General features: G+C 34.7%; 17 protein-coding genes. 14 read left to right on the top strand and 3 right to left on the bottom strand.

The features are described 5' to 3' along the window. The first annotated feature begins 4 nt into the window (after window positions 1–4). From ASG22_RS14615 to ASG22_RS14575, 9 genes are read left to right on the top strand one after another with little or no spacing between them, the layout of a single operon-like run. Window positions 5–226, top strand: coding sequence for a hypothetical protein (locus ASG22_RS14615; protein WP_055986079.1), 222 nt, complete (start codon window positions 5–7; stop codon window positions 224–226). An 11-nt stretch (window positions 227–237) separates the two neighbouring features. Beyond that, window positions 238–576: a YegP family protein gene (locus ASG22_RS14610; RefSeq protein ID WP_055986076.1), complete on the top strand. Its 339-nt coding sequence runs from the start codon at window positions 238–240 to the stop codon at window positions 574–576. A gap of 3 nt (window positions 577–579) precedes the next feature. Then, window positions 580–1,650, top strand: a complete 1,071-nt coding sequence (locus ASG22_RS14605) for a type I restriction endonuclease (RefSeq protein ID WP_055986074.1) — start codon at window positions 580–582, stop codon at window positions 1,648–1,650. An 11-nt stretch (window positions 1,651–1,661) separates the two neighbouring features. Continuing rightward, window positions 1,662–2,030 (top strand): DUF6232 family protein, encoded by a 369-nt coding sequence (locus ASG22_RS14600; RefSeq protein ID WP_055986071.1) that lies wholly within the window; start codon window positions 1,662–1,664, stop codon window positions 2,028–2,030. Window positions 2,031–2,048: 18 nt separating this feature from the next. Next, a complete protein-coding gene (locus ASG22_RS14595) occupies window positions 2,049–2,342 on the top strand; it encodes a hypothetical protein (protein ID WP_055986067.1) in 294 nt (97 codons plus the stop codon). Window positions 2,343–2,374: 32 nt separating this feature from the next. Then, window positions 2,375–2,770: a DUF6804 family protein gene (locus tag ASG22_RS14590; protein ID WP_055986064.1), complete on the top strand. Its 396-nt coding sequence runs from the start codon at window positions 2,375–2,377 to the stop codon at window positions 2,768–2,770. A 7-nt stretch (window positions 2,771–2,777) separates the two neighbouring features. Next, a complete protein-coding gene (locus tag ASG22_RS14585; RefSeq protein WP_055986060.1) occupies window positions 2,778–3,185 on the top strand; it encodes a hypothetical protein in 408 nt (135 codons plus the stop codon). Window positions 3,186–3,191: 6 nt separating this feature from the next. After that, window positions 3,192–4,532, top strand: coding sequence for a hypothetical protein (locus tag ASG22_RS14580; RefSeq protein ID WP_055986056.1), 1,341 nt, complete (start codon window positions 3,192–3,194; stop codon window positions 4,530–4,532). 10 nt (window positions 4,533–4,542) lie between these two features. Further along, complete coding sequence (locus tag ASG22_RS14575; RefSeq protein WP_055986053.1) at window positions 4,543–5,430, top strand: hypothetical protein; 888 nt, start codon at window positions 4,543–4,545, stop codon at window positions 5,428–5,430. A gap of 54 nt (window positions 5,431–5,484) precedes the next feature. On the opposite strand, the gene ASG22_RS14570 is transcribed toward ASG22_RS14575, so the two are convergent. The 3 genes from ASG22_RS14570 to ASG22_RS14560 all read right to left on the bottom strand — a co-directional run bounded on the left by ASG22_RS14570 (window position 5,485) and on the right by ASG22_RS14560 (window position 7,379). Beyond that, a complete protein-coding gene (locus tag ASG22_RS14570; RefSeq protein ID WP_055986051.1) occupies window positions 5,485–5,934 on the bottom strand; it encodes a GNAT family N-acetyltransferase in 450 nt (149 codons plus the stop codon). Further along, window positions 5,927–6,550, bottom strand: coding sequence for a ribosome biogenesis GTP-binding protein YihA/YsxC (gene yihA, locus ASG22_RS14565; RefSeq protein ID WP_055986048.1), 624 nt, complete (start codon window positions 6,548–6,550; stop codon window positions 5,927–5,929). The genes ASG22_RS14570 and yihA overlap by 8 nt, the downstream gene beginning before the upstream one ends. 67 nt (window positions 6,551–6,617) lie before the next feature. Next, the gene (locus tag ASG22_RS14560) at window positions 6,618–7,379 is read right to left on the bottom strand and encodes an alpha/beta fold hydrolase (RefSeq protein ID WP_055986045.1); all 762 of its coding nucleotides are present in this window, start codon (window positions 7,377–7,379) and stop codon (window positions 6,618–6,620) included. Window positions 7,380–7,651: 272 nt separating this feature from the next. Here ASG22_RS14560 and mraZ point away from each other — a divergent pair, with 272 nt between their 5' ends. From mraZ to ASG22_RS14535, 5 genes are all read left to right on the top strand, one after another. Beyond that, window positions 7,652–8,110 carry a division/cell wall cluster transcriptional repressor MraZ gene (gene mraZ / locus ASG22_RS14555; protein WP_055986042.1) on the top strand — a complete coding sequence of 153 codons (459 nt, stop codon included), beginning with the start codon at window positions 7,652–7,654 and terminating at the stop codon, window positions 8,108–8,110. 44 nt (window positions 8,111–8,154) lie between these two features. Then, window positions 8,155–9,051, top strand: a complete 897-nt coding sequence (gene rsmH, locus ASG22_RS14550) for a 16S rRNA (cytosine(1402)-N(4))-methyltransferase RsmH (RefSeq protein WP_055986039.1) — start codon at window positions 8,155–8,157, stop codon at window positions 9,049–9,051. Window positions 9,052–9,154: 103 nt separating this feature from the next. Further along, window positions 9,155–9,523, top strand: a complete 369-nt coding sequence (locus ASG22_RS14545; RefSeq protein WP_055986030.1) for an FtsL-like putative cell division protein — start codon at window positions 9,155–9,157, stop codon at window positions 9,521–9,523. Continuing rightward, window positions 9,507–11,498 (top strand): penicillin-binding transpeptidase domain-containing protein, encoded by a 1,992-nt coding sequence (locus ASG22_RS14540; protein ID WP_055986026.1) that lies wholly within the window; start codon window positions 9,507–9,509, stop codon window positions 11,496–11,498. Before ASG22_RS14545 ends, ASG22_RS14540 begins: the two co-directional genes overlap by 17 nt. 17 nt (window positions 11,499–11,515) lie before the next feature. After that, the gene (locus ASG22_RS14535) at window positions 11,516–12,976 is read left to right on the top strand and encodes a UDP-N-acetylmuramoyl-L-alanyl-D-glutamate--2,6-diaminopimelate ligase (protein WP_055986023.1); all 1,461 of its coding nucleotides are present in this window, start codon (window positions 11,516–11,518) and stop codon (window positions 12,974–12,976) included. The last annotated feature ends 41 nt before the right edge of the window (window positions 12,977–13,017 follow it).

The raw sequence follows: 13,017 nt of genomic DNA, 5'->3' as shown, positions 1-13,017 counted from the left end.
TGTTATGAAAAAAGAATATTACATTAATAAGAACCAACAAGCCAATGGAGATTACGAGGTTCATGAAAGTTTATGTCAATTTTTACCATTGCTTGAAAATAGAATTTATTTAGGCAGTTTCTATTCTTGTCAGGAAGCAGTAAATGAAGCTAAAAGACTTTATCCTCAACAAGGAATTCACATCAACGGATGTTATTATTGTTCAAATGCGTGTCACACAAGCTAAAAATATCAATTATGGGAAAATTTACTATCACTCAAAGAAAAAATGATGAATATCAATTTAATCTAAAAGCCGGAAACGGAGAAATTATTTTAACCAGCGAAGGCTATGTTCAAAAAGCATCTTGTCACAAAGGAATAGAATCTGTGAGAGTCAATTCTCAGGATGATTCCAGATACGACAGAAGAGTTGCGGTGAATGACAAAGATTATTTTGTCTTAAAAGCAAGAAACGGAGAAATCATTGGTAAAAGCCAATATTACAGTTCAAAATCAGCCATGGAAAATGGTATTGCTTCTGTAAAATCTAATGCGCCTACGGCAGAAATCGTTGACGAAACGCTAAAAAACTAAATCATGGATCTTAAAATTAAACTTGAACAACTCCATCAAAGAGTCGTTGGATTAAAAGAACAAATCGGAACGGAAGAAGCGACAAAAAATGCTTTTGTCATGCCTTTCATACAAATTTTGGGGTATGATATTTTCAATCCGACGGAAGTTGTTCCGGAGCATGTTTGCGATATTGGAACAAAAAAAGGCGAAAAGGTAGATTATGTGATTAGACATAACGACGAACCCATTTTCATTATCGAATGCAAACACTGGAAAGAAAGCGCAGATGCTCACAATTCGCAACTTCACAGATATTATCACGTTTCAAAAACAAGATTCGGTGTTTTGACCAATGGAATAGTTTATAATTTCTACACCGATCTTGAAAAGCCAAATATCATGGATGAAAAACCTTTTTTCACGATTAATATTGAAGATCTAAAAGACAGCTCCATAAAAATTCTCGAAAGTTTCACTAAGAAAGATTACAATCTTGAAAGTATTCTGGATTCTGCCGAAGCTTTAAAATACATCAAAGCCATCAGAAAAGAGTTTGAAAAAGAAATTGAAAATCCTTCTGATGAGCTCGTAAAACTTTTGGTAAACCGTTTCTTTGAAAAGCCTTTAACGGCAAACAGAATGGTTTCTTTTAAGGAATATGCCAAAAAAGCACTCACGACTTCTATCAACGAATCTATTAGTTTCAGATTAAAATCGGCACTAAGCATTAATGAAAGAATTGAAAAACAAGAAGATGAGCTAAAAACAGCCCAACCTATAGATGAAAATAACGATTCTAAAATTGTAACAACAGAAGAGGAACTGGAAGGATTTCAAATTGTAAAAGCCATTTTGAGAGAGAAAATTCCTTCGTCAAGAATTGCTTATCGGGATACTTTGTCCTATTTCGGGATTTTGCTGGATGACAACAATAGAAAACCGCTTTGCAGATTGCACTTTAATACCGCCAATAAATATCTGGAAACATTCCATAACGGAAAAGATGCCGGAGAAAAAGTGTTATTAAATACTCTTGATGAGATTTATAATTTTAGAAATCAACTTCATCAGACTTTAGAAAATTATTCATAAAAACTAATAACATGAATCAAAACGAAACTACATTCTACCAAAATGGATCTGTCACGGTAACACAATCAAGATTTGTGACTTACTCAAAAACCTATGCCATGAGAAATATTTCTTCAGTTCATATTTTTGAAATTGGAAAAAATAGAGTTGCACCAATAATCATGATTCTAATAGCAGTACCATTCTTATTTGGATATTCTTTTTGGATAGGATTAATCATTATAGCATTGGGAATTTTGTGGCTGGTTTCCATTAAAAATGAATATGCCGTAAGAATTAGCACTAATGCCGGAGAAGCAAACAGCATCGTTTCAAAAGATCGAAAATATATTTCTGAAATTGTAAATGCGTTAAATGACGCAATTATTCATCGAGGATAAATTTTAAAATAAATTACCATGAAAAAATTAATTTTCTCAAGCTTATTAGGATTAGGCTTATTATTACCTGCAAACTTTTCTGCAGCAGAAAACAACACAACATCAACAACTGAACTTTTTGCCAAAAAATCTAAAAAACAAAAAAGCAAAAGAAGTAAAAAATCTAAAAGTAGAAAAGCATCTACACAAAGTAGCAAAAGCTGTACTTATAATGGCTATCCATTAAATGTTGGTCCAAGAGGAGGATGCTATTATTATTCAGGGAGCAGCAAAGAATATGTAGACAGATCATATTGCTCAAAATGTAAATAATCATCCTGTATTTGCAAAATAAACTAATAACCATGAAACTTTTCCTCACCTTCTGTGCGTTATGTTGTTTCATTGGTATTTTCAGGCTTCCTATAGAATATTATACCTTTCTCAGAACCATTGTTTCCCTCGGGGCATTAATTGTTTTGTACAATTTTTTAAGCTTTAAACAATATTATTTCAGTATAATTTTTCTTGCTGTTCTTATTCTTTTCAATCCCGTTTTTCCAATTTATTTATATCAAAAAAGTTTATGGATTCCAATTGATACCGTAACGGGAATTTTATTTCTGTTGGTGAATTTTGCCGACAAGCTGGAACAGAAAAAGGAAGAAGAAATTGCCGAAGAAACTTCAGAGCTAACCAAACACATAAGAGCTCCTTCACGGGACAGAATTATTAACCCTAAAAAACCAAAAGAAGACTAACATCACCATGGAAAATCCTCAAATAACAGAAAATCTCAAAGCTCACTTTTTAAGGTTGTACCAAATGGCAATTTGTGATGATGATTTCAGTGCTTTAGAACTGAAAATGCTGTACAAGTGTGCTGAAGAAAGAGGTATTTCATCTAAAAATCTTGACGAAATCCTTCTAAATCCCATCAATTTTAAATCATTAGTTCCAAAAACTATCGAAGAGAAAGTAGATTATCTGTATGATCTTACGGTGATGATCTGGGCAGATGGAATTGTGTCTCCAAACGAATATTCTGCCATGCAGAAATATGTGTTGATGTTCGGTTTTTTGGAAGAAAACGTAACCGCCATTGTAGATTATCTTATCGAAGCCGTGCAAATCGGAAAGAACAAGACCGACATTTTATATGAACTAAAAAACTAACTGATCATGAATACCACGAGTATAAAAAACTTATTTAAATTAAAATCAATTCCGATTGAGCCTCCCAAAGAAGAAATTCCTCAAGCGGAAACAGATCCCAATAAAGAATCTGCCGAAGAAAGCAGAAAAAGAACCTATCACGAATCCGGATACAGGGACAGCTCACGAACCAGCGGAAACCACTCTACCCTATCAATTTGCCTGGATGCTGTTTACTCAAAATTCCAGAACGAGGAAAAAGAAATGGTGGAGAAACAACAGAAACTGAAAGAATCTTACGTCAACGAGCAGAAAAATAAGGAAACCGAAATCAAAGCTCTTACTGTTTCTCAGGAAACTAAAGAAGAACAGTTAAAAAATAAAAACACAGAGGTAGAAGATCATCAAAATACCATTGAAATTTTAAAAGCTGAGGTTCTAGATCTGCCAAGAAATCCCGAAAAATACAATGTAAAAGCCACCAAAGGAGCATCTACCAAATTCTGGATTGGCGCCATACTTTTACTTCCGATCACTTTGTATCTGCTTACTTTCTACATTTCAACTTCCTATTCTGCTTTTTTCAAAAGTTTTGATGCAAAAAGTACCTTAATTCAAAGTGTTTTCGACGCACAATCACTTAGCAAAGCTTGGAATGACGGTGCCATTGAGGCAGCATTTGTTACTTTAATTCCGTTTGTATTTCTTGGATTGGGATTTTTGATTCATATGTTTGGAGAAAATAAAACCAAAGCAAATTACATTAAACTCGGGTTATTGTTTGTTGTGACTTTCATTTTTGATGCCATTTTAGCATATGAAATTGAGTCGAAATTATATGAATTAAACAAAACTTTCGATTCTCCACTTTTTGATCTTAAAATCGCTTTTACTAAAAATCAATTTTGGGGAATTATTTTCGCCGGATTTATTGTCTACATTATCTGGGGATTGGTTTTTGACTTTGTGATGAAAGAACATCGGGAAAAAGACAAGATCAAAAGCGAGCAGGAAATTAAACGAAAAAACATCATTTTTCTCACTGATAAAATCGAAGCCCTAAAAAAAGAAATTGAAGAAATTACTGCCAACATAGGAACTACAAAAGAATTAATCATCAAAACTCGTGGCAGAATAGAAGAACTTCAGAATATTATTGATGGGGTAATTATTCCGACCAAAGATTACAAATTGTATGCTTCTGAATATGTTCAGGGCTGGGTAACGTTTATCGGCGAAAAAATAGCCGTTTCAAAGACAGAAAAACAAACCATGATAGACGACTGTATTTCCACCTACAGTACAAATCTTGAATTAGTCGGAGCAAATTCTGACAATCAAAACCTCGTTTATTTATCATCTTTATAGATCACAAATTATGAAAAAATTACTTTATGTATTAATGATTTTGAGTTTGGTCTCTTGTTGCAAAGATGCTCCGAAAGATCCAGGAAATGAAAAAGATTCAGTTATTGCTGATCCAAATAACATCAACGTCAGTATTTTAATAGATTTATCCGACAGAATTGATCCTTCTGCCAATCCGAATCCTACAATGGAGTATTTCCAACGAGATACGGAATACATCAAAGCGATTGAAAAAGGATTTCTCAATCATATTAAATCAAAAAAAATCATTACTTATGACGATCAGATGCAGGTGTTCTTCAATCCGGAACCTTTAGACCCGAAAATGAACGAGTTTACGAAAGAGTTGAAGGTTTCTTTTGATAAAAATACCGAAAGAAATTATTTCGAAGCTGTTGATAAAAAATATTCTGAATTACCTTTAAATATTTATCAGTCAGCCATTCACGATGGAAATTATGTTGGATCAGATATTTGGGAATTTTTCAAGAATAAAGTAAAAGACTATTGTATTAAAGATGATCGTAGAAATATTCTTTTCATTCTGACTGACGGATATATGTATCACGACAACACCAAGTTTAACGAAGAAAATAAGACTTCTTACTTAACTTCAAAATTGATTAAAGCCAATAATCTCACCACCTCAAATTTTAAAAATACAATTGAGAAAAATAAATTTGGGTTCGTAAAAGCCAATGATAACCTGAGTAATCTTGAAGTTATTGTACTGGGAATCAATCCAGAAAAGGGAAATCCGTTTGAAGAAGGCGTCATTAAAGAATACTGGGAAAACTGGTTTAGAGAAATGAAAATTAAAAATTATCAGATAAAATCTGCCGATCTTCCTTCTAATATTGAACCAATTATTCTAAAAGCCATTTCAAACAAAAACTAACGACCATTTTCTATATTTAACTAAAAAAGCGAAGAATAATTTCCTCGCTTTTCTTTATTTTCTCAACATTTCCGTATGCGGAATGTTGTCTTCCAAATATTTTTTTCCGGTATCTACAAAACCAAAATCTCCATAGAATTTTAATAAATAATCCTGCGCAGAAATCCTGACCTCAGTAGTATGGAAACGGTTTTCGATGGTTTCAACAGCATACTGAATTAATTGTTTTCCTAAACTTTTTCCTCTCCCTTTTTCTGTTGTTAAAACTCTTCCTATCGAAGTTTCATCATATTTAATTCCTTTGTCAAAAATTCGACAATACGCCAGAATATCACCGTTGTCTTCCGCCCAGATATGAATGGCTTTCTGGTCATAATTATCCAGATCGGGATACGGACAATTCTGTTCGATCACAAAAACATCAATTCTTGCTTTTAAAACCGCATATAATTCAGGAACGGTAAACTCATTGAAAGTTTTAATCTTCCAAATAATATTACTCATTGAAATTCACACTGTTATTGGTTAAGAATTCGTTGGTTTTCTGAATGAAATTCAGGATTTCGTCGCCCCCGGTTTTCTTTTCAGCAGAAGTCACATATAGCTCTGGCAGATCTTCCCATGTTTTGTGAAGTTCGGCTTTATAATCTTCTACATTTTTAATGGCAATATTTGGTTTAAGCTTGTCTACTTTCGTAAAAACAATTGAAAACGGAACTCCGCTTTCTCCACACCATTGGATAAATTCCAGATCAATTTGCTGCGGTTTGTGTCTTGAATCTACCAAAACAAAAAGATTGACTAAATTTTTTCTGTTTAAAATATAATTGGTAATCAGTTTTTCAAAATCCTTTCTGATTGATTTCGATACTTTTGCATATCCATATCCAGGTAAATCTGTCAAATACCAGCTTTCGTTAACTAAAAAATGGTTAATAAGCTGAGTTTTCCCTGGAGTTCCCGAAGTTTTAGCCAAATCTTTATGATTCATCATTGCATTAATCAGTGATGATTTTCCAACATTAGACCTTCCGATAAAAGCATATTCTGCTCTGTCAGGTTCCGGACACTCCTGCCATTTTCCGCTGCTTTTTACAAATGTTGCTGTTTTAATAACCATTTTTTAGAATCTTTTTTAGAAAAATAAACCATCAAGAAAAGCTCTTAATGGTCATTTATATTGTATTTTAAACTTTATCTTTTACCCAGTTGTAGAGAATTTCGTTGAATTCATCTGGTTTTTCCATCATCGCTGCGTGACCGCATTTATCAATCCAGAAAAGTTCCGAATTCGGGATAAATTTGTGCATATCTTCCGCAACTTCCGGTGGTGTTACATTATCCTGTTTTCCCCAAATCAAACACGTTGGTGTTAAAATTTTAGGAAGATCATGGAGCATATTGTGCTTGATAGCACTTCTTGCCAGCATTACGGTTTTTATTCCTTTCATCCTGTCATTCACAACACCAAAAACCTCGTCTACCAATTCTTCAGTAGCAATCGCCGGATCATAAAAAACATCTTCTGTCTTCTTTCTTATATAGGAGCGGTCATTTTTTCTCGGAAAACTGTCTCCGAAAGTTCTTTCATACAAACCCGAGCTTCCTGTAAGCACCAAATTTTTAACCAAATCAGGTCTTGCCAGCGTTAAAATTAACCCGACATGTCCCCCCAATGAGTTTCCTACAATAGTTACCGGTTCCGAAGTCTGACCTTCTATAAACTTAATAATATATTTTGCGATTGTGGTAAGATTGGTATTGAGTACCGGCAAATCGTAAATCGGCAATTGAGGAACGTATACTTTGAATCCTCTTTGCGAAAAAAAATCTACCATCTTATTGAAATTACTCAAACCACCCATTAACCCGTGCAAAAGCACCAGTGGATGTCCTTCTCCCGCCTCAACAAAAGTATATTTCTTTTCTTTTTTTGTACTAAATATCATAAAATGCCTTAATAAAGCCTTGCAAAAATACAAATTAAACCTCAAAAATATTTTGATATGCCTAATTTAAAGTAAAAATAATATAATAACCATCTTTTTAACTTCTTTTTTGAAAATCTCTTTATTATGGCTTAAATAATACCTTTCTCAAACAACAACATATCAAACACTTATGCCCTTAAACCTAAATCTTTAATAAAACTTATTAACATTGAGTCAAAAAGTGGGAAAAAGTGGGAGATATTGGAAATTATTATATAAATTTGTCCCAAATGAGGAGTTTCATTGGAACATATGAGTGTAAAATTGACGACAAGGGCCGACTAAAAGTTCCTTCATCTTTAATAAAACAGATGGAAGACTTCGACGACAAGGCGTTTGTAGTCAAAAGATCCGTGTTCCAATCTTGTCTGGAAGTCTATCCTATGAACGCATGGGATAAAGTGATGGGCAATATTAACAAACTGAACAGATTCATAAAAAAGAACGCTGATTTCATTAGAATGTTTACGGCAGGAGTAAAAACTGTAGAATTGGATAATGCAGGAAGATTGCAGATTTCAAAAGATCTGACACATTTCGCAAATCTTCAAAAAGATATTGTGATTACAAGTGCCGGAGAATTATTTGAAATTTGGGATAAAGAAGCGTATGAGAAAGTAATTTCTACCAATGAAATTGATTTTGCCAGCCTTGCCGAAGACGTAATGGGAGCTTTCGATGAAGAATAACCACGCTGATTATTAGAAAAAGGCGTAAAAAAACACAACGTAAAATGTATCATAATCCTGTTTTGCTGAAGCAAAGTGTTGATGATTTGGTGACGAATCCGGACGGAACATATGTAGACTGTACTTTTGGCGGCGGCGGTCATTCAAGAGAGATATTGAGCAGACTTTCCGACAAAGGAAGATTGTTCAGTTTTGATCAGGACTTAGATGCTCTTAAAAATACAATTGATGACTCAAGATTTACATTAATTAATCAGAATTTCAGATTTCTGGAAAACTCTTTATTGATGTATGGGGTTCCGAAAGTTGACGGAGTTTTAGCAGATTTAGGCGTTTCTTCTCACCAGTTCGATGAAGCAGACAGAGGTTTCTCTACCAGAAGCAATGCTCCTTTGGACATGAGAATGAATGTGATGCAGGGTCTGGATGCCAAAAGAGTAATCAATGATTATGAAGAAGATCAGCTGGCAGATATTTTTTATTATTACGGTGAACTGAGAGAAGCAAGAAAACTGGCTAGAGATATTGTTCATCACAGAAAAACCAAAACCATCAATACGACTGAAGATCTGAAAAAATTATTCAGCTATCTTCCGCCGCATAAAGTGAATAAATTTTACGCTCAATTATTTCAGGCGATAAGAATTGAAGTAAACCAGGAACTGGAAGTTTTAAAAGAAATGCTGGTTCAGGCTTACAATGTTTTGAAGCCGGAAGGAAGATTGGTCGTAATCTCTTACCATTCTCTAGAAGACAGACTGGTAAAAAGATTTTTGAAAAACGGAATGTTTGAAGGAGAACCCCAAAGAGACATTTACGGAAATTACGAAAAAGCATTTGAATTGGTAAAGAGTAAAGCGATTATCCCAGATGATAAGGAAATTGAAGAAAACTCAAGAGCCAGAAGTGCTAAAATGAGAACGGGAATTAAAGTGGGATAATTCTCACATCTGAATTCTCCTCCTTTGGAGGGGTGGCGAAAATTCGAAAGAATTTTTGACGGGGTGGTTAAAAAACAATAATTAATAAAATCAGACAAAGTCTGTGGCAAAAAGAGCAACAACAAATCGTCCTCAGAAGAGATTAACTTTTATAGATATTATAAAAGGTAATTTCCTGAACCGTGACGAGATAAAAGTACACTACAAGTACTTTTTGCTGTTGTTTGTCTTGATGATGGCAATGATTTATACGAATCATCTCGTCAACAAGAAAATTAAAATTGTTAATGCTTTAAAAGAAGAAACAGAAGAATATAAATCACGAAACGCTTACGCCCAAAGTAAGCTGATTAAAGTAAAAATGGAATCGCAATTGGGGAAAGAGGTAGCCCGGGACTCTTTAATGACTCTGGAAAGCCATCCTCATAAACTGCTCATAAAAATAGATAGAACAGATGCAAAAGCCAAGTGAATACGATAACAAACGTAGAAATACGTTAAGATGGGGCTACCTCTTCGCAGTGGTGGCTTTGTGCGTGTTTGTAATGTTCCTGGCGAGAATTGTAATTCTTCAGAATACGAATGTTCAGGAGATCAAAGATGATTACATCAACAACAATTACCGAACAGCCACTTTGAAAGCCGCACGTGGAAATTTATTTGCTTCCGACGGATCTATTCTGGCGACTACGGTGATGCGTTACGATATCTATCTTGATTTTAAAACCATGAAAGATACGGTCTACACCAATAATATTGGTCCGTTGACAGATTCTTTAAGCAAAATGTTCGGGAAATCAAAAATTGAATTCAGAAAAAGATTTGACGAACAGAGAAAAAAGAAAAACCAGTATTTCACATTGGTAAAGGGTCTGGATTTCGATCAGTATGACAGAATCAGAAAGTTTCCGATTTTTAAAAGAGGGAAAAACAAAGGCGGCTTCATTGTAGACAGAAATTACAAAAGAGAATTGGCAACTTCAGAAATCGGAGCCGGAACAATCGGTATGGATGAAGGTGAAGTAAAAGCCGGTTTAGAAGGTGCTTTTTCAAAATATTTAAAAGGAACCGACGGGAAAAGATTCGAACAAAGAATCAATTCATCTCAATGGAAACCTATCGATTTCTGGAAAGTTCAGGAACCTGTTGACGGCGAAGATGTTTACACAACATTAGACCTTAGAATTCAAGACATTGCGCATTCTGCTCTTCAAAAACAACTCATCAATTTCGAAGCGAAACACGGAACTGTTGTGGTAATGGAAGTGGGAACCGGAAAAGTTCGTGCTCTGGTTAATTTAAGAAGAAATGATGATGGCGATTACGTAGATTCCTATAATTATGCTTTAAAAGATAATATTGAACCTGGTTCTACCTTTAAAACGATTTCATTATTAGCAGCGATGGACGATGGTTTTATTGATGAAAATACTACGGTAGATGTAGGAAACGGAGTTTGGGTGTATGCGAAACAAAGAATTTCAGACGGTCACGGTGGCGGAGTTTACGATATCAGTGATGTTTTAGCAAAATCCAGCAACGTAGGTTCTGCAAAATTAATCACAAAATATTACGCTGATAAACCCCAGATTTTCCTTGATCATTTAAGACGTTGGAAATTGTTTGACAAAATGGACATCGAGCTTCCGGGAATTACAAAACCAAGAATCGTAACTCCGGAAAGTAAAAGGTGGAATGCCGCAACATTGGCTTCAATCGCCTATGGATATTCATCGAACATCAATTTATTACAATTAGCAACTTTCTATAACGGGGTTGCTAACGGTGGCAAAATGTTGAAACCTCTTTTTATTGATAAAATCATGAAAGACGGAAAAATCATGTACAATGCAAAACCGGAAGTAATTGTTGATAAAATGGCTTCTGAAAAGGCAATCAAAATGATGACAAGCGCCTTGACAAAAGCGGTGGAAAAAGGAACAGGAAAAAGTATTTTCACACCCAACTTGAAAATGGCAGGAAAAACCGGAACGGCAAGATTTGAATATTGGCTGCCTGGTCCCATGAAATATAGAGCTTCGTTTGCAGGATTTTATCCGGCTGATAATCCGAAATATACATGTTATGTGATGATCAGCGAGCCCAACACGGCAAAAGGATTTTACGGAGGAACCGTTTCAGCACCGGTGTTTAAAGAAATTGCAGGAAAAACGTTCTTAAAAACTCCACAAAATATTGAAAAAGAAATGCTTGTCGACAGAAAGGTAAACCTTAATAAAATGGTTGAACCTAATGTAAAAGTAGCAGTAAATAATAAACAAATGCCAAGCGTAGTGGGATTAATCGGCAAAAACGTAATCCCGCAATTGGAAAATTTAGGATACCGTGTCGATTTTAAAGGAGTTGGAAGAATCACAGAACAATTCCCCCTGGAAGGCACGACAATAAGTAAAAATCAGAGAATTTATTTGTCTCTGCAGAATTAAATATTAAGCATCAGAAAATGCAGTTAAATGAATTATTAAAAAGAATTCCAGTATTAGAAATTCACGGTGACGACACTTGTGAGGTTTTAGAATTGGTTTTCGATAGCAGAAAGGTTACGGAAAACTCTTTGTACATCGCAATGAGAGGAACGGTTGTGGATGGGCATTCATTTATTGCATCTTCAGTTGAAAAAGGCGCAACTGCAATTATCTGCGAAGAATTTCCTGAAAATTTAGATGAAAATATTACTTACGTTAAAGTAAAAGATTCGTCTAAAACTTTGGGTCAGTTGGCTTCAAACTTCTACGGAAATCCTTCCGAAAAATTGAAATTAATCGGAGTTACAGGAACGAATGGAAAAACGTCTGTTTCTACCCTGCTTTTTGATGTATTTAAAAATTTAGGATATGATTCGGCTTTACTTTCTACCGTTGAAATCAGAATCGGAGAAAAAATAATTCCGGCAACACATACGACTCCTGATGTTATTACGATCAATAAAATTTTGGCTCAGGCAGTTGAAGAAGGTTGTGATTTTGCTTTCATGGAAGTCAGTTCTCACGGGATTTCCCAAAACAGAATTGAAGGCTTACATTTTAAAATTGCGGGTTTCACCAATTTGACGCACGATCATTTAGATTATCATAAAACTTTTGATGAGTATTTAAAAACGAAAAAAAGATTTTTCGATCAGTTAGAAGATACAGCCGTTGCCATCACCAATGTTGATGATAAAAATGGAAATGTCATGCTTCAGAACACAAAGGCGACAAAAAAGTCTTATGCTTTGAAAACAATGGCAGATTATCACGGAAAATCTTTGGAAGTTGACTTCAACGGAATGCTGTTGAATTTTAATGGAAAAGAATTCTGGACGACCCTAACAGGAAAATTTAATATTTACAATTTGTTGTTAGTTTTCGGTATCGCTTCTGAACTTGGTTTTGAGCAGGACGAAATTTTGCAGGCCATCAGCAAATTGAAAAGAATTTCAGGAAGGTTTGAAACGTTCAGGTCAGACGGTGGAATTTTCTTCATTGTGGATTATGCCCACACTCCTGATGCACTGGAAAATATTCTGGACAGCATTAATGACATCAGAACCAAAAACGAAAGATTAATAACGGTTTTCGGTTGCGGTGGCGACAGAGATCATTCAAAAAGACCTGAAATGGGAAATATTGCCAGCAAAAAATCTACGTTGGCAATTATCACGTCAGATAATCCGAGAACGGAAGATCCGGCAGCCATTATAAAAGAGATTGAAGCAGGTGTTGAACCTCAAAACTTCAGCAAATATACTTCAATACCAGACAGAAGAGAAGCCATTAAAATGGCAATAAAATTCTCAGAACCTAAAGATATTGTTCTCGTAGCCGGAAAAGGTCATGAAACATATCAGGAAATAAATGGTGTGAAACATCATTTTGATGATAAAGAAACGATCAATGAGCTTTGGAAATTAATGAGTAAGTAAAAATTAATTAAAAAATTTAGAGATTCAAAAACTAAGACAGT

The sequence above is a fragment of the Chryseobacterium sp. Leaf405 genome (assembly GCF_001425355.1).
Classification (GTDB): Bacteria; Bacteroidota; Bacteroidia; order Flavobacteriales; family Weeksellaceae; genus Chryseobacterium.
The sequence above is the reverse complement of the archived record's forward strand: the minus strand, read 5'-3'. Positions and strand labels throughout refer to the sequence as shown.